Raw genomic sequence first — 15,723 nt, 5'->3', positions numbered from 1 at the left:
TGTCTAGGACATTGCAGTCACTCAACCTCTAATTTCGCAACCAACCGCGCCATCGCTTTCAAATAGCGTGCCGCCTCTTCTGCCTCCGCCGATCGTCCACCATGCTTCCACGCATTGCGGTTTCCCTTAGGTGCGCCGGGATTTGTCCCGCCGTGCATCCGGCACCGCTTCCGACCCTTCACCGCTGGGGATTGGCACTCCGTTCCCTTGCGGGTCTTGGCCAAGCATCGCGGGGCTTTCGCCAGCCGCTCCGGTTGCATGGGATTGTTCGTTTGATTTTCCATTTTCACTCCCCCCGCCGTGCTGGTGGAATTGATCGGCGACAACAGCTTGCCCGCCTTCATTGACGTGAACGTGTTTGACGGTTTGCTCTCGCGGCTGGTGCAGCTTTGCCAAGGCCTCCAGCGTTGTGCGGCAATTGGCCTGAGCTTTGAGCGCCAGCCGCATGTAGCGTTCGCTGGCATCGAGATATTCGCCCATATTCACCGCAGATCGGCGAGCCAGTTCGGTAAACATTGTGTCCAGTGTCACCGCTTGTGCAGCGAGTATGTCGCTCGCCAGTGACTTGTCGCCGTCGCGCGCTCTGGCCATCGCGTCGCCAAAAACGGCGGTGCTGGCATTGATCGCCAAGGCGTGATTTTCGCTAAAGAGGCTGGACGAAAAACTGTTTCCGATTGTCGCGTGTCTCACACCCGGCTTTAGGGCCAGTCTGGCAAGGGTCGCTTCCCGTTCCTCACCATCCTTGGCCTTGGCGTTCAGAACGTTCACCGCCTTGGCCTTGGTGTCTTTGCTTGCTCGCTTGTTATTCGGCATTTTGAACCTTTCTCAAACAATCTGGCACCGCTGCGACAACCGCGACTTGTGCGACATGGGCCAGTTCGGCTGGCGGTTTGTCGCGATTGTTGCAGTTGTCGCAGCGGCCTAGGCTTCACTCAGTAACGCTGCCCGATCGCACTACGCGCCACGCTTCGCGCCGTCTGGCACCGCGCACGACAGTTCCCGGATTAAGCGGGACTAGCCACCCGACTTCTTCCAGCTGGCGAATGGCTGCCCTAGCCCTAGCCCTTTCCCTCAAGGCGTTTGGTCCACGGTTCTGCACATCACGCACCAACAAATCGGGTTCCGGCCAATTCTCGATAAGCCAGCGGCGAAGTTGCTCGGCCCGATCGGTTTCTGCTGAGACGTTCGCAACCTCGGCCAGCCGTGAAGCTTCCAAGAGATAGAACCGCGCCAATTCGATCGCATTAGCCATCGCAACAGGTCCAACCTCGTGCGCTTGCAGATCACTCCACAGTGTCAGCACTCCGGCAATCCGCGCCGCTTGCTCGGCAGATTTGGAGGCCGTTCCTGTTAGGTGTGCCATATCGCCACCGGGCCTTTGCGAGCGCTCCACCCGATCATGATATTGCACCAGCAGTTCCCGCGCCTCTGCGCTCAGCGAAAGGCAGCGCGGTTCCACTCCGCCTGTTTCCGGGTCGATAGGCATAGGGGTTCGCAGAATTTCCCCTAACCGCCTTTCAAAGCTGGCCAGCACAGGCGCATTTGCTTTGGAGTTGGCATACAGACGGGTGCCGATCGCGCTCGGGGGCTCGCAAATCAGGAAACGAGCCAAGAACCCTGTATCAGTTGCCAGCCGATCGGCCATGAAAGCACGCGCAACGGTTGGCTGCACCATAAGGTGAATAGCCAATCGCCTTCCCGTTAGGGACTGGTGCCCGTCGCCAGCGCGCGTTCTCTTGATCGCAAGACCGTCCCAAAGGGCATTGAACGCAGCAAGCGTCTTTTGCCGATTGTCGGTATTCATTGCATGCCCGCCGAGAAACTGCCCTCCTTCGTCCGAAAAAAGGCCAAGGCTCGGCTGGCCAAGGGCAAACAGCTTTGTGAGGCCTTCGAATGTCGGTTCGCTGACAATCCTATCGATCAAGGTGGGGGGCTTTGGTTCTGGACCAAGCGCGCGCAATTCGGCTTCCGCTGCCGCACGGTCTCCCTTCTTGCGGCTTCCCGCGATTACGCCTTCATACTGCGCTTTCCAGATTGCATGCCGCCTCAGCCAATCCTCGCGGTCGGCCCGATAGGCAATTCCAGCCTCGCGCTCGCGCGCGCGTATTGGTTTCAGAAATGGCCGATCGCAGGCGGATTTGCGTTCGCCTGACTGGGCAATTGTCAGTGCAAACAGAGACACTGGACGCGCCCCTGCCAAGGTTTCAACGTCGGCAAAGCCTTGCACCGCCAGCGAGGCAGCAGCCAGGGCGGATTGCGCCGGGATCGCGACGGGTGCCAAGGTTTCCCCCTTCACCGCCTCCACAACCGCGCTAAGCGGCCCCAGAGCGGAAACGGGATAGGGTGCGCCCGGGGGAATCTCACGCACAAGTGGCTGCGGCCCCTCGGCTTCGAACACGGTTTCGACAAGGTTAGGTTGCATGCTCATGCTGCCACCCCCTTCCCGGTCAGAACGTCGTTGAAATCGAAGCCATCGCCCGGATCGATCAGCGACACGCACCAGCCGAGGCCATGTGCCTTGGTAGCCAATGCGTGCACCGCCGCGCGTCCCGGCTGGTCTCCGTCGCCTGCAATCACAAGCTGCCCGGTTTGCTCGGGCAATCTCAGTGAGCGCAACCCGCTGGTGGAAAGCGCGGCCCATAGTTGCAAAGGCCCCGCCAGAAGCCCGCAGAGAAGCGACAGGGCGCTTTCTATGCCTTCGGCTATGACAAGCCGCCCCGCGCCGTCACAGAGCCTTGCAGCGCCTCCAGCGGTTGCCCCGAGCATAAGCTTGTCACCGCCCGGCAAACCTGCCTTGCCGCCGCCATCAGGTCGCAAGAAAGTGCGATGCACCGCGAAGCTTTCCCCGCCTTCGACAAGCGCCACCATCGCCGGGTAGCGCGCATTGCTCTGGCCGTGCCAGCATTGCGGGTGAAAGCGCAGCTGATCGGGCAGCGGGCAGTTAATCCCCCGCCCTCTCAGATACGCCTCTGCCGGGGTGCCATCGATCGGCTGGGCCTCGCTCCAGACGTTCCGTGCCGCGTCAGCACGGCGGGCAACCTTTGCCTTTTCCTCGGCTTTGCGCTTGGCCAGATCGATGGGATCAGGCGCGCTATAATCGCCTGCCCGCAGTCCAGCCGCCGTCAGAATGTCGCAAAAGTCGCAAGCCGCCCGCTTGCAATGGAGCAACAAGCCTGATCGGCCATCTGACAGTGTAAGCGCGTTCTGGTCCCTTCTCCGGTGCGGCTGGCAAACAGGGCAAGGTGCAACACCGTAGCGGCCATGCCAGCGCCCGCCGAGCGCCAGCGTCAATTCTCGGGCATCAGTCATTGCGCGCCCCCTTCAAAGATCAACGCGCCAAGCATCACCGCCATGTCAGGGCGAATGGAATGGGCCATCATCAGGAATTGCGCGCGCTGGAGCGCAAGGCTAGAAGGATCGTGCGAAAGGCCACCAAAGCTATCGCGTGAAGCCCCGCTGGCAGCCACCAGCGGGGTTTTTTCTTTCTTGTTCGACATTGCTTACGCCTCCCCTTCGATCAGGGCGCGCAGGCTTGCGGCTGGGATCAGCGTTCGCTTCCCGATTTTTCGGGCTTCGAGTCGGCCTTCGCCGATCAGCTGATAAAGGCGGGTTCGGCCTATGCTGGAAACGCGGCAAGCGTCCGAAATGCTGTAGGCCAAGGGTTCGAGATTTGGAGAGGTATTCGACATTGTGTTCTATCCAATGTTAGCGTTCGCCCACGAACCCTGAGGTCCGTCAGCGAACATATTTGCGGTTGTCGAAGCCCGCCGAAATGGATAGAAACTGCCGAGCGATGAGACGCCAATCTTTCGCGCGGAGCCCCTGCCATCTTGGCGGGGGTTTCGTTTATTGAGCCTTCAAAATGTTCGTTCTCCTAGCTGTTTACGGGTGCAAACACGCTCGTTTGCGTCCATTCAACATAGAGAAACAAACTTTGGAATCGAAGGCAAGCGGCTATGAATCGGTGGGGATAAACCGTGCAAAGGCGCGGATCGAATCAATCCGGCGCGATTTATTCCCACGCTATTTGCTGCCGAACCTCGGCACTTGATAATCCGGGCGAAGCCAACGGACCTTCCCTGCCTTTTCTTCTGACGCGCGTTCGGCATTTAGCGCCACCAGCCGTGCGACTATTTCAGCGGGGGGCAAATCGGCTGGCCAGCCGTATGCGGCTGCCACCTCGGCATCGATTTGCTCGTGGAGCCGATCGATAATGCCGACACGCGCGGCCTTGGCGCGGTCTACTTCTAACAGGTCCGCAAGCTGCCCAGTGCGCTGCCGCTCGCGAAGGTTGTAAATCTCGGTCATGGTGAGGCGCGGCACCTCGGCGAGCGCCAGCTTGCGGGTTTCGTCCAGTTCCTCTGCCAGATCGGCAATCGCCGCGCGCTGCGCTGGAGTCGCATCGGGGAACGGGAAAGGATCGAAAGTCAAAGATTTTGGGTATCTTTCTGTCAATCCAAGTGCGGAGCAATTAAACTTTGCCCACGCTGAATGCACGTCCGATGACAACACTCCCAAATGGAAAGCATTATCACTGCAAATAATGACAACACCATCATCACAGATAAATTCGATCGGCAAAAATTGGAATAACCGATGCTTTGCTGTGTCAACTGTTCCAATGTAGCGATCCAAATCCTCAAGCGCAGGTCGCATTTCCCGCCTCGGCTCGCCGTGAACCCACCAATTTAGGCGATAGGTCGCGCGCCGATTTTTGTCTCGCTCTGGCTTCACTGTCTCCAGCAAGTGCTCATAAACCTCGGGGAAACGCTGGCGCACCTCCCGTTCCTCCAGCCCCAAAAGATCAATAACAAACTTGTCGGTAACCGCTTGCGGGTTCCGGCCAGCCAAATCTTTGCCATTTCGATAAGGCCGAATGTGTGCGTCCAGCCCATCGCGCTGCCCTAACTTCAGTGTGATGGCATCGGCTCGCGTGATAGAGAAGCCTTTGCCATGCAGCTTCACGCCATCATGACCAATGCCAAAATTAGCCTGCAAACGAGCCGCCTTTGTTACATCGGTTCCACAAGTGAGATCAGCATTGATTTTGCCCATTACTGGAGCGTGAAAATCCACTTTGGGACTATCCGTGTCGAGATCACTTTCCCGCCTTACAGCAGACAACGCTCCTTCCGTTTCACCCGCCATCGCGACCGTCATTGCAATGCGAACAGCAGCTGGCCCTTGCTCTTTTTTGCGCTTGCCCTTCTGGCGAGGGTGGCCTTTTGGCGCTTCAATCCAAGGATGGTCCGGTATCGCGAACAACAGCGAAATTGCGCCTTCTTGCAGATAGCTTTCGATCACGCGGCGGCTGAAAGTCTGGGTAATGCTGTTCGTTGTGACAAAGCCGAACCGGATTAGCGGGCTGTCATTCGCCGCCAAAATATGTGCAGCGCGGTCCCACCATTGCATGACGAAATCGGCAGATTTGGGAACGCGCTGGTTAGCCTGCCAAAGTGCCTCGGCATAGTCGCCCCCCAACTCCTTCCGTAAATCCTGCCCTGCAATAAAGGGCGGGTTCCCGATGATGAAATCAGCCTCAGGCCAATCAGGAATCGTCGGGTTTTCCGTATCAGGCTCGCCCGTATGGGTGCGGCGCAGCACCGCATCATAGCCTGCGTGGCCCCCGAAATTGATATTCCCGAATTGCTTTAACACCGGGGTTGGCGCAGCGGCTGGATCATTCTTCATGCGCCAGCGCAGCCAGCCGATCCACAGCACCAGTTCGGCGATAACGGCAGCGCGCGGGTTCAATTCCAGCCCCAGGAATTGCTGCGGCCCTACGCGCGGCTCCACCGTGCCGCCAAGCTGGCGGATCAGTTCAACCACATCGCCTTCCAGCCGCATGAGGTTTTCCATCGCGACATAAAGGAAATTGCCCGTTCCGCAGGCCGGATCAAGGATGCGCAGCGCGCAAAGCCGATCGTGAAAGGCCTGCACAGCCTCCAGCGACACATCGCCGCTTTCGGGGTTCTGCACAGCCTCCCATTCGGCTTCCAGCACCTCCATGATTGTCGCCTGCACCAGCCGTTCGACATAGGGGCGCGGGGTGTAATGCGCCCCCAGCTTGGCACGCTCGCTCGGGGTTAGAGCCTGTTCCAGCAAGGTGCCGAAAATGGCGGGTTCAACCTTGGTCCAGTCTTTCTTTGCCGCTTCGAACAGTTCGCCCCGATCGGCATTGGACAGCTTGTAAGTCTTGGCCGAGGCGAACAGGCCTCCATTGAAATAGCGAACCTCTGTCCCGATCGCAGAGGCGTAGCGCCTGCCCCCGTCGCTTCCCATGACAGTCCAGAGGTCTTGCAATTCAGGTTCGAAAGCCGCCTCATTCTCGACGGCGCGCTCCAGAAACTTTGTGAAGCTTTCCTTGGGCAACAGGCCCACATCCTCGGCAAACATGCAGAAAATGACGCGCATCAGGAACAGCGCGGTTTCTTCGATCGCTAGGCTGCGCTCGCTATCGGTTGCCTCGGTCGTGCGGTGCCGCTGGATTTGTTCAAGCCATTTGGAAACCTGTGCCAGCCGCCGTGCAATCTCACGCGAAACCTCGGCAGACTTGGCGCGAGGATCAATGCTGGCAGGATCGGTCCAGATCGCGCGGATTGTCGCCTGCACCTCGGGATCGGCAAACTGGTGCAGTTCGATGCGATAGGATTGCTGGTCCGGGAAATAGGCGTAGCCCCGCCCGTTGCCTGTGAAATCGAAATAGAGTTCGAAAGCGCGGCCCACATCGCAAACAATAAGGAACGGGGGCCAAGGATGATCGGCTGGCAGATTGACAGCGTAACGCTTCGCCTGTGCCAACGCGTCACGCATCAGCTTGTCATATCGCGCGCCAGAGGGGGCGACGGGCGCAGTCTCGGCAATATCAAACAGCTGGGCCTGTGCCTTATCGGCTTCGCTCAATTTGGACTGTTTGCCTTCCAGCACAAAACAGCCCTTTTTGTAGAGATCGATCGCACCTGTATTGCCGCCAGCGCCACCGCCCTGCACCGGGCCCTCAAATTGGTAATCAGACAGGACCCCGCCCTCGGCAACGCCGGGAAGCGGCAAGCCGAGCGCTTGGCACATATCATTGATGAATTGCCCAAGGTTGGCGCGCTCTGCCCCGCCCGTCACCCCGGCCCACTTCGCAATGAAATCGTTGACGGTCATTGGTTATGCGCCACCCCTTCAAGAAAGGCATAACCGCCAGTCTGCCAGCCGCCAAGTGATTGATTGGCCCACACATCATCTTTTGCTATCCTTCCCCGAGACAATTCGGGACGATGATGTATGTCGGGTCAAGAGGAACCTAAATTAGTTTATTTTCAGCGTGACCCTCGGCTTGCAAAAGTCGACGGTGAGACATACGCGGTTCTATTAGACACTTATCTTTCGGGCTCTCTCTATCGCGAGGACATAGGTAGTTTTGACGGGATCGCGCACCTATTCAGGACATGCCTTGACCATCACAAATCGGCAGTTCTTTGCCACGTAGACAAGAACGATGATTACCATCCGTTAGGCATGCACACAGTAGATGGCACTGACTTTTACAGCGCGTCCTCCTCTTTGGAGTGTGAGGTCGGAGAATTGATTTTCCCTCTGATTGAACCGGTGTGAGCGCGTAAGCTTTCAACCGACAGCTTTGCCAATCATCGAAACATTATCAGACATGCCGGAAAGCGCCGGAGCGACGTGGCGGCCCCAAGCGTCCATCAGCGCGCGCCGCATGTCGCGAAGGTCGCTGCGCAGATAGGCTTGCTCGGTTGCAGTGCCGACTTTGTGAGCCAGCGCCATTTCCGCAACCATAGCGGGAATTGTCGGCATTTTTTCGGCTGCCCAGTCCCGGAATGACGAGCGGAAACCGTGCACGGTCGCTTTTTGGCCAGTGTCGCGCAGGATCATTGAAAGCGCCATGTCGGTTAGAGGCTTCCCGCGCTGGCCCCTGAAAATCAGCCCTTCCCGCATATCCTCGGGGGTGTATGCCTCAAGGAACGCCACTGCCGCATCGGAGAGCGTAACAACGTGGCCTACATCCATTTTCATAATGCTGGCAGGGCGCGTCCAAGTGCGCGCCTCCAGATCGATTTGCTCCCATGTCGCCTGCCGCACTTCGCCAGAACGCGCGGCAGTCAGAATGGTAAAAAGCATGGCCGATCGGCTGGCCGCCGCGTCCTTGGCATACTCACTCGCAAAAAATGCTGGCACCTCGGCAAACGGCATGGCCGCGAAGTGTCCGCCCTTCTTTTGCTTCGAAAGGCCCGAGCGCAGTTCCCGCACATCGGGCAGGGCCTCGGTCCGCCAGCCTTGCGCCTTAGCAAAGGCTAACACTTGGCCAATGCGGCTGCGCACCTTTCGGGCCATCATGGGTTTGTCATTCCAGATCGGGGAAAGCACCCTGATAACCTCGGCACTGCCGATCGCGTCCACCTTCAAAGCCCCCAGTTTTGGCAAGGCGTGGTCTCTGAGCGAGGTTTCAAAGGCCTTTGCTGTCTTGACGCTCCAACCCGGTTTAAGCGCCTCATGGGCAGCCTTTGCCGCCTCAGCAAAGGTCGGCACCCTTTTGCGCTTGCGGTCTCGCTCCAGCACCGGATCAGCCCCCGCTTTAGCCAGCTTTCGCAATGCCGCCGCCTTCTCCCTAGCCTCGGCTAAGGTGAGCGAGCGCTTTAGCATTAGCGAAGCATCATCCAGCCGATCATCACCGGGGCCGAAAGCATCGCGCCCCGCGTTGTCCACATCGGCGGCACCCAAGCCAATGTCGCGCCGCTTGCCGTCTATCTGCACTCGCAGAATCCAAGATTTTGCCCCGGTTGGCGCACAATTCAGAAACAGACCTTGGCCATCCTGAAACGTCGCCTTGATCGGCTGGCCATCCTTGCCAATTCTCGGCTTGGCGTTTCGCACCTTGGCAACAGTCAATTTTCCCATGTCATTCCCCACATCCTTCCCCACACTCTAGGGCGGCTGTGAATGAATGGCAATGGCCGATAGTGATTACATATCCGCCTTAGACATCTGTATTTTCGTTGTTTTATTGCCCGTCACTGAATGGCACCGAAAGCACCCTTTGATTCAACTCGGGGAGCCACTTCATCTCACAACTCATTCAAGTAAGCGCCCGGTTTCCGGCTTAACTGATCCATACCCGCCGGTGGAATTATCCGGGTGATTGCGCTTATGTTGCCGTGGGCCGCATCACGATTCGACTAGGGGGTCGAAGGGTCGATGGCGAAAAGGGTAGACCGCGTTCACGTTCAACTTGGACGTGATGGAGTTGATTTCGCTGGCCCGCAGAGCCTGTCGGATGAGAGGCGAATTCTCATCGTCGACCTCAACGTCTTCGCGAATTTTCCGACCCTTGCCGTAGGATTGCTGGCTGCGAGCCTGCGCGCCGCTGGCCGAAACGTCTCAATCCTCTCACCCCTAGCTTTCGACGCGCCGGCAAGCGAGCGGGAGCGGAGGGAGAACCTGCTCGACCATCTCGCAAGACTCATGCACCTGACCGATTTCGGCCCCGCACTCCGAGCGAGAGACGCAATGCGCCAGATCCGGCTCGGCTGGATCGAGCGTCCAAACTCGATCACGCGCCAAGCCGTTATCGACGCGCTTGATCAACGCCCGAGCATCGTGCTGCTGTCAGCCTATTTCAACCAGTTCAGGGCCGTCGAAGATATCGCCGCAGAGGCCCGCAAAAGAGGCATCCCGGTGCTTGTCGGTGGACCGATGTTCAATCAGGGCGCCGTGCTCGACAAGTGGCGACAGATCAGCGGCCTTGTCGGAATAGTCGGCGCCGAGGTCGATCTCTCGATCGGAGATATCGTCGATGCCGCCATGTCCGGAGAGGACCTCTCCCGCTTTCCCGGAGTGACGCTGCCCGATGGAAAACGAGCGCCACCGGCACCGCCCTTGAGGCATCTCGATCACACTCCGATCCCCGATTTTCGCGATTTCCCGTGGGATCGCTATCCCAACCGGATTGTCCCGGTGATGACGGGGCGTGGGTGCCAATGGGACAAATGTGCGTTCTGTTCCGACGTGATCTCAGTCTCCGGCAGAACTTTCAGGACAAGAAGCGTCGAGAATGTCCTGCTGGAAATTCAGGAACAAGCACGGCGGCACAATTCGACGAATTTCCTGTTTCTCGACCTCAAGCTCAATTCATGGCCGGATATGCTGCGCGGCATTTCGCAGAACATCCAGAAATACGTCCAGGGCGCCGAATGGGTGGGAACGGTGCATGTGGACCAGCGCAAGGACAACGGCCTGTCTGCAAGGGATCTGAAAGCCGCGGTAGACGGCGGCATGCGGCGCATTTCCTTCGGTCTCGAAAGCGGCAGCCAGCGCATCCTCGACGCGGCGAACAAGGGCTGCACGGTCGAGGCCAACCGACAATTCATCAGGGATGCCCATCAGGCCGGGCTTTCTGTCAGGGCGACAATGTTCAAGGGCTTTCCTGGCGAAACTGCCGAGGACATGGAAGAAACGGCAAACTTCCTCGAGGAGAATGCGGCATACCTCGACCGCGTGAGGTTCAACGATTTCTCGCTCCTGCCCGACACGCCGATCTGGAACGATGTGCGCAATTCCAGGACACCGCTGGATATCATCAGGCTGGACACCCAGCGCGGGCGCGCGATCTACCGCAACCGCGATGCTCGTTCAAAAGATTACCGCCGGGCCAAGCGTAGAGCCTTGAACGCCGTCTACGCCATCAACAAGCGTCCGCTAAGGGATGCGGCGAGACAGTTTGACGGTTTGATGTGATACGGCGGCAAGCTTCCCGGTTTCGTTTCTCTCATGCATCGCAAGGTGGAGCGCTGCACCGGCGCTTTCGCAGAATTTCCAAGCGCGAGCGGAAGGAGGAAGCGCGGGCCTTTCTTGAAGAGTATTACGCAAGCATTGGCGCAAGCGCAGCCGATCACGCCCGGCGATGGGCCGACGTCCGGCGGTCGCTTTCCAAGTTCGGCTGGTACGAGCATACGCCGCAGGAACTGGCCTATGGCGCGCGCGTGGCCTGGAGAAACCACGGGCGCTGCATCGGGCGACTGTATTGGGAAAGCCTCGAAGTCTTCGATTGCCGGAACATCGAAAAGCCCGATGATATCGCGGCGCGGATGGAGCAACACTTGCGCGATGCTAATTCGGATGGCCGGATACGCTCGATAATTTCCGTCTTCGCTCCCGTTAAAGGCGACGAACATCCGGCCTGGATAGAGAGCGAGCAGCTCACGCAATATGCCTGCCACCAATTGTCCGACGGCACTGTCCTTGGAGATCGGCAAAATATTGAAGTGACCCGGATTGCGGAATCGATGGGATGGAAGCCTCGGGGGGAGCCTGGTCACTTCGATATCCTGCCGTGGTTCCTGCGGGACAAGGCCGACCGCAGGCTACGCTATGACCTGAAGCCGGGATCGGTTCGCGAAGTCGCAATCAGGCACCCCGCTCATACGGGCCTCGATGAACTGGGGCTCCGCTGGTACACGGTTCCGATCGTCACGGGGATGATCCTTACGATCGGGGGCATCGACTATCCCTGCGCGCCGTTCAACGGCTTCTATCTGTGCACCGAGATCGCCTCGCGCGATTTTGGCGATGTCAAACGGTACAACCTGCTTCCTGATGTGGCGCGTGCCCTCGGCATTGAGACGGGTTCACACAACCCGCTCTGGAAGGACGAAGCGCTTACCGAGCTGAACCGGGCTGTGCTGGCATCCTACAACGACGCGAAAGTGACGATTGTCGATCATCATACGGTGGCATCGCAGTACATGACCTTCCACGGGCGAGAGCAGGCGGCAGGCAGGCGCGTCGCGGGAGACTGGCGCTGGATCGTCCCGCCGCAAGCGAGCGCTGCATTCGATGTATTCCACCTGCGCATGCGCAATTTTCACCCCGTCCCCAATTATTACCGCAGCCGCGGTGAAGACGGATTGCGCCTGATGCCTTGGTATGGCGATCGATACCGTCGCCGCTGGCAAAGATGGTCGGACAGGATCACGCGACGCTGGAAGATCTGGAAGCGAATGCCGTGGTAACGAAAGCGGACAAGCCGTTCAGCGTGGTCATCCCGGTCTTCAACGAGGCATCCGGATTGGCCGAAAGGGCAAGAAGCGTCGTTTCGGGGCTTCCGCCGGGCTGCGAGATCGTTTTCGTGTGCAACGGCTGCACCGATGACAGCCAAGCGATCCTTGAACGCGAGGTTTCTGAACACGCAACGATCCTGTCCTGCGCCAAGGGCAAGGCGCGTGCGATCCGTTTTGGCGAGCTGCACTGCTCGATTTTCCCCCGGTTCTATGTGGATTCCGACGTTTGGATAAGCGGCGATGGTCTTGCTCGCTTGAGTGCGGGCCTCAATGACCAAACCCTACTGGTTTCACCCCGGATCCGGTTCGACTTCACTGGCGCAAGCCCGACTGCCGCGGCACTCAGCCGCTTCTGGCTTGCGCTCCCGCATGGCCAATCGAGCGCCTACCACCATGTCCTCGGCATCAGCGAAGCCTTGCGTGCGCGCTGGAGCGAATTTCCCGATCTGATCGCGGACGACACCTTCATTGAAGGCCACGCGAATGATGGCGAAAAGACAATCATCGAAACCGTCTTTGTGACGACTTCTCCGCCGAAAACGTGGTGGGCGTGGGTGCAGGTGCGGGTGCGCTGGCAGCAGGGGATAAACCAGCTGGTTCGCGCGCGGCACAGGCTGCCCCGATCACCGGGCCAGACCAGCGCCCTTGTGAAGAAGGCATTGGAGCCTCGCTGGGCGCTGACCGCCGCACTCTACATATCGTCGGTCGTGCTGGCCCGCATCCTCGCGCGCTCGGGGCTTTTCCCGGAATCCGCGTGGATCACTGACGCGACATCGCGGCAATCCTAGACACACTGGTGCCCTAGTCAGTCAGCCACGCTGTTCTATCCCTCCAGCATGCTCTCCACGTTCCCTGCCTGCCCGCAAGGGTTTCCAGAAGCGCCCGAATGGCCACTCCTACGATAAGCAGTCCTGTTCCAAGCCGGCCATGCGCGTAACGCTGATACAAGAGCCGCCTTCCGCGAAGCACCCGTTTCATCATCTCGGCGTGCCCGCCAGAACTGCCACCGCGAATGTGCAAATAGGTGCAGCGATCAGTGAATAGACATCCGTGGCCAAGCGCGCGTGCCTTCATGCAAAAATCGACGTCTTCGCCATAGAGGAAAAAGAATTCGTCTAATCCGCCAATCTCTTCCCACAAGGAGCCGCGGACCAGCATCAGGCACCCCACGATGACGGGCACTGCGTGCGTGCCTTTCGGTATGCCGCCGGGTGGCATGTCGGGGGCCAAGCGGCCTGTGAACGGGATCACGCCAAACAGGAGTGCAAACTTGGCAGCGTGGGCGAGGTTATGGTCGTTCAGGACCGCACCCGGCCATGTCCGCCCCAAGGTGTCGCGCGACTCCCCACCGAAGATTCCGGCCTCAGGATGATCTCTTGCCGCATCGATCAAGGCATCAATCGCATCGCCATCAAGCAGCATGTCAGGGTTTGCAAGCAGCAGAAAATCAAACTGCCGACCTTTCGCCGCTAGATTCACCGCCCGCGAAAAGCCGAGGTTGGTATCGCTCCGGATGACATCGCTCACAGCATCATGCGCTTCGGCAATCGCAGCGCTCGCATCCGCTGAAGCATTGTCGAAGACGACGATTTCATTCGTCGCCCGGCTGCATGAAATGCTGTCGAGGCAAGCGGCAATGTGATCGGCGCTGTTATAAGTAACGATAATCGTAAGAAGCTTCACCGCCGTGTTCTCTATGCTTTCGTAGGGGCGTTTGCGCCATGCACATTTCGAGCACCGACGACCTTTGCCGGAACGCCCGCAGCGATCGCGCCGGGCGGAATTTCCCCAAGTACGACAGCGCCCGCGGCAATGATCGCACCATCGCCAATCCGCGCGCCCGGCAGGATGATCGCCCTCATGCCGACCCACACGTCAGCGCCTATGACGACGTCATCTTCCTTCATCGGCTGGCGCGTCACTGGTGATCCGCGATCGTAATCGTAGTTTGCAGCCGTGATCAGCACTTCAGGCCCAAACAGGCCGTCATCACCAATCACGATCCTGCCATGCCCCGGCCCCGCCCAGAAATGGCACCGCGATCCGATCTCGATCCGCTCGCCCAGTTGGATACGCTCCGAATTGGCGAAGACCGCATCGGGACTGATCCTGCGCTCCTGCGGAAGACGCATCTTTCGCAGTTCGGCAACGTGGCTGTAGTTGTAATAGTTCACGATTTTCAGGAGGTGGAGCCAGGCACGCGGGTCCAACAGCGACCTCGCGGCACGCACACCTCTTTGAAAGCGAGTGAGCGCCTCCTTGTGTGCGCCTCGGTGTTCAGAGATGTCCGACATTCAGCGTCCTCTTGAAAGCTCCGCCATGGACTATGCCGAACGCCAGCGTTCAGCGCCAGAGTTCTAGATGGCGAAGGCGCACCATGAGGTATTGGCCGTCGCTCCATACTTCCTCTTACGATTTGGACATTTTGCTCCGCTTGGTGTTAGCTCTGTCAGGACAAGCAATGCCGAACGGAGGAAACGATGGCACCAATCGCGCTTCTTGCAGTACCTGTTTTGATGCTGGTGGCTGATGGAGGTCTGAGCAGCGATCTGCAGAAACAATATGATCGCCTGTCAGTCGCCTATTCGATGGCAGACACCTGCCGCCAGCATGGCTGGGACGTGGACATGGCGGGTCTCGAAGAATGGAAAGTCGCAGCGGTTGATCGCGCAGTCGAAGGCGGAATGGACCGGACCGAAGCACAAGAGCGGCTCGATACCCGCATTCAGCGCGAGTACGACGATGTACGCGAAACCTTTGAAGAAGCGGCCCGAATGGCGCAATCGCGCGATCATGTGACCCGTTTCAACCGCCGGATGAAGCGCGATTGTGAACGGATCGGCAAGGACGAAATGACCGGCGGCTACTTCTACCCGCCAGAATGAGGGTGAAGCGCCTGCGGGTCACACACCTGTCAGCAGGCGCGCTCCCACCACTGTCACCAACAGCGCTGTCAGCCAACGGATCCACTTGAGCGGCAGGACCCGCACCGCCATGAGGCTTCCGATCTGGCCGCCAATGACAACCGCGATCACAAGCGGCAACGCATCGGTCATGGCTCCCGCAAAGGCGCCCTGCCCGGTCTTGGCCATTTGCCCGGCAAGCCCGAACAACGAATTCACCAGAATGAAAAGGCTGGCCGTAGCGGCAATCGCCCGCGCATCGCGCCAGCGCGTCAGGTGCAGTAGCGGGGCAAGGAATATGCCCCCGCCTATTCCGACCAGTCCCGCCAAGAAGCCAAGCGGCGCAGCGATAAGCGGCATGGCACGAGCGAGCGGGTGCGGCTCTTCACTGTGCGCCTCACTCACCGGAATCAGCATGGTGACACCCGTCAAGACAAGGCTCGCGCCGAGCAGCAACATAAAGGCATCACGGTCAATCGGGATCATCCCGCCGACAAATGCAGCCGGTGCGGCAATGCCTGTGAGCACAATTGCGCCTTTCCACGGAGTCACTCCCGCACGGGCAAAGCGCCAGCTTCCTCCAGCAACCACCACGATATTGCAGGCGAGCGAGATGAGCGGCAGCAGGCGATAGTCGATGCCCGACAGCGCAAGCAGCGCCGAATAGGTCGATCCACCGCCAAACCCGACGCTCGCATACAGCAGCGCTGTCAGGAAGAAGCCGATGGCGAGGAGCAGGATCAGCGGCACGC

15 protein-coding genes are annotated in these 15,723 nt (G+C 59.1%); 4 read left to right on the top strand and 11 right to left on the bottom strand.

Going from position 1 to position 15,723, the window contains the following annotated elements; all coding sequences use genetic code 11:
* Nucleotides 1-17: 17 nt before the first annotated feature.
* From L1K66_RS16545 to L1K66_RS09290, 8 genes are all read right to left on the bottom strand, one after another.
* Complete coding sequence (locus tag L1K66_RS16545) at nucleotides 18-182, bottom strand: hypothetical protein (RefSeq protein ID WP_407931939.1); 165 nt, start codon at nucleotides 180-182, stop codon at nucleotides 18-20.
* Complete coding sequence (locus tag L1K66_RS09320) at nucleotides 127-813, bottom strand: hypothetical protein (RefSeq protein ID WP_252257618.1); 687 nt, start codon at nucleotides 811-813, stop codon at nucleotides 127-129. The genes L1K66_RS16545 and L1K66_RS09320 overlap by 56 nt, the downstream gene beginning before the upstream one ends.
* Nucleotides 814-928: 115 nt before the next feature.
* Entirely contained in the window at nucleotides 929-2,422 is a 1,494-nt protein-coding gene (locus L1K66_RS09315; protein WP_252260477.1) for a YfjI family protein, read from the bottom strand.
* Nucleotides 2,423-2,424: 2 nt separating this feature from the next.
* Complete coding sequence (locus L1K66_RS09310) at nucleotides 2,425-3,309, bottom strand: DUF7146 domain-containing protein (protein WP_252257617.1); 885 nt, start codon at nucleotides 3,307-3,309, stop codon at nucleotides 2,425-2,427.
* A complete protein-coding gene (locus tag L1K66_RS09305) occupies nucleotides 3,306-3,497 on the bottom strand; it encodes a hypothetical protein (RefSeq protein WP_252257616.1) in 192 nt (63 codons plus the stop codon). The genes L1K66_RS09310 and L1K66_RS09305 overlap by 4 nt, the downstream gene beginning before the upstream one ends.
* Before the next feature lie 3 nt (nucleotides 3,498-3,500).
* Nucleotides 3,501-3,689 (bottom strand): helix-turn-helix domain-containing protein, encoded by a 189-nt coding sequence (locus L1K66_RS09300; protein ID WP_252257615.1) that lies wholly within the window; start codon nucleotides 3,687-3,689, stop codon nucleotides 3,501-3,503.
* A gap of 334 nt (nucleotides 3,690-4,023) precedes the next feature.
* A complete protein-coding gene (locus tag L1K66_RS09295; protein WP_252257614.1) occupies nucleotides 4,024-7,152 on the bottom strand; it encodes a class I SAM-dependent DNA methyltransferase in 3,129 nt (1,042 codons plus the stop codon).
* A 462-nt stretch (nucleotides 7,153-7,614) separates the two neighbouring features.
* The gene (locus L1K66_RS09290; protein ID WP_252257613.1) at nucleotides 7,615-8,922 is read right to left on the bottom strand and encodes a tyrosine-type recombinase/integrase; all 1,308 of its coding nucleotides are present in this window, start codon (nucleotides 8,920-8,922) and stop codon (nucleotides 7,615-7,617) included.
* 285 nt (nucleotides 8,923-9,207) lie between these two features.
* On the opposite strand from L1K66_RS09290, the gene L1K66_RS09285 reads away from it, so the two are divergent.
* Genes L1K66_RS09285 through L1K66_RS09275 form a run of 3 tightly spaced genes read left to right on the top strand, consistent with a single transcriptional unit; the run spans nucleotide 9,208 to nucleotide 12,856 of the window.
* Complete coding sequence (locus tag L1K66_RS09285; RefSeq protein ID WP_252257612.1) at nucleotides 9,208-10,746, top strand: B12-binding domain-containing radical SAM protein; 1,539 nt, start codon at nucleotides 9,208-9,210, stop codon at nucleotides 10,744-10,746.
* Nucleotides 10,743-12,020 carry a nitric oxide synthase oxygenase gene (locus L1K66_RS09280; protein ID WP_252257611.1) on the top strand — a complete coding sequence of 426 codons (1,278 nt, stop codon included), beginning with the start codon at nucleotides 10,743-10,745 and terminating at the stop codon, nucleotides 12,018-12,020. Before L1K66_RS09285 ends, L1K66_RS09280 begins: the two co-directional genes overlap by 4 nt.
* The gene (locus L1K66_RS09275; protein ID WP_252257610.1) at nucleotides 11,966-12,856 is read left to right on the top strand and encodes a glycosyltransferase; all 891 of its coding nucleotides are present in this window, start codon (nucleotides 11,966-11,968) and stop codon (nucleotides 12,854-12,856) included. Before L1K66_RS09280 ends, L1K66_RS09275 begins: the two co-directional genes overlap by 55 nt.
* A 13-nt stretch (nucleotides 12,857-12,869) precedes the next feature.
* On the opposite strand, the gene L1K66_RS09270 is transcribed toward L1K66_RS09275, so the two are convergent.
* Together L1K66_RS09270 and L1K66_RS09265 are read right to left on the bottom strand one after the other, a co-directional pair.
* Nucleotides 12,870-13,751, bottom strand: coding sequence for a glycosyltransferase (locus L1K66_RS09270; protein WP_252257609.1), 882 nt, complete (start codon nucleotides 13,749-13,751; stop codon nucleotides 12,870-12,872).
* Between the two features lie 11 nt (nucleotides 13,752-13,762).
* Entirely contained in the window at nucleotides 13,763-14,242 is a 480-nt protein-coding gene (locus L1K66_RS09265; RefSeq protein WP_252257608.1) for an acyltransferase, read from the bottom strand.
* Nucleotides 14,243-14,584: 342 nt separating this feature from the next.
* Between L1K66_RS09265 and L1K66_RS09260 the strand changes: the two genes are divergently transcribed.
* The gene (locus L1K66_RS09260) at nucleotides 14,585-14,953 is read left to right on the top strand and encodes a hypothetical protein (protein ID WP_252257607.1); all 369 of its coding nucleotides are present in this window, start codon (nucleotides 14,585-14,587) and stop codon (nucleotides 14,951-14,953) included.
* A gap of 18 nt (nucleotides 14,954-14,971) precedes the next feature.
* Here L1K66_RS09260 and L1K66_RS09255 read toward each other — a convergent pair whose 3' ends face one another.
* The gene (locus tag L1K66_RS09255; protein WP_252260476.1) at nucleotides 14,972-15,715 is read right to left on the bottom strand and encodes a sulfite exporter TauE/SafE family protein; all 744 of its coding nucleotides are present in this window, start codon (nucleotides 15,713-15,715) and stop codon (nucleotides 14,972-14,974) included.
* Nucleotides 15,716-15,723 lie beyond the last annotated feature (8 nt).

Origin of the sequence: Erythrobacter aurantius, assembly GCF_023823125.1 — a bacterium.
Taxonomy (GTDB): domain Bacteria; phylum Pseudomonadota; class Alphaproteobacteria; order Sphingomonadales; family Sphingomonadaceae; genus Erythrobacter; species Erythrobacter aurantius.
This window is presented reverse-complemented; position numbering and strand designations above follow the sequence as displayed.

What these genes read in the sequence shown, in the direction of transcription:
- L1K66_RS09320 (WP_252257618.1), bottom strand. Translation starts at nt 813, where the DNA reads ATGCCGAATAACAAGCGAGCAAGCAAAGACACCAAGGCCAAGGCGGTG.
- L1K66_RS09315 (WP_252260477.1), bottom strand. Translation starts at nt 2,422, where the DNA reads ATGCAACCTAACCTTGTCGAAACCGTGTTCGAAGCCGAGGGGCCGCAG.
- L1K66_RS09310 (WP_252257617.1), bottom strand. Translation starts at nt 3,309, where the DNA reads ATGACTGATGCCCGAGAATTGACGCTGGCGCTCGGCGGGCGCTGGCAT.
- L1K66_RS09305 (WP_252257616.1), bottom strand. Translation starts at nt 3,497, where the DNA reads ATGTCGAACAAGAAAGAAAAAACCCCGCTGGTGGCTGCCAGCGGGGCT.
- L1K66_RS09300 (WP_252257615.1), bottom strand. Translation starts at nt 3,689, where the DNA reads ATGTCGAATACCTCTCCAAATCTCGAACCCTTGGCCTACAGCATTTCG.
- L1K66_RS09295 (WP_252257614.1), bottom strand. Translation starts at nt 7,152, where the DNA reads ATGACCGTCAACGATTTCATTGCGAAGTGGGCCGGGGTGACGGGCGGG.
- L1K66_RS09285 (WP_252257612.1), top strand. Translation starts at nt 9,208, where the DNA reads ATGGCGAAAAGGGTAGACCGCGTTCACGTTCAACTTGGACGTGATGGA.
- L1K66_RS09275 (WP_252257610.1), top strand. Translation starts at nt 11,966, where the DNA reads ATGGTCGGACAGGATCACGCGACGCTGGAAGATCTGGAAGCGAATGCC.
- L1K66_RS09260 (WP_252257607.1), top strand. Translation starts at nt 14,585, where the DNA reads ATGCTGGTGGCTGATGGAGGTCTGAGCAGCGATCTGCAGAAACAATAT.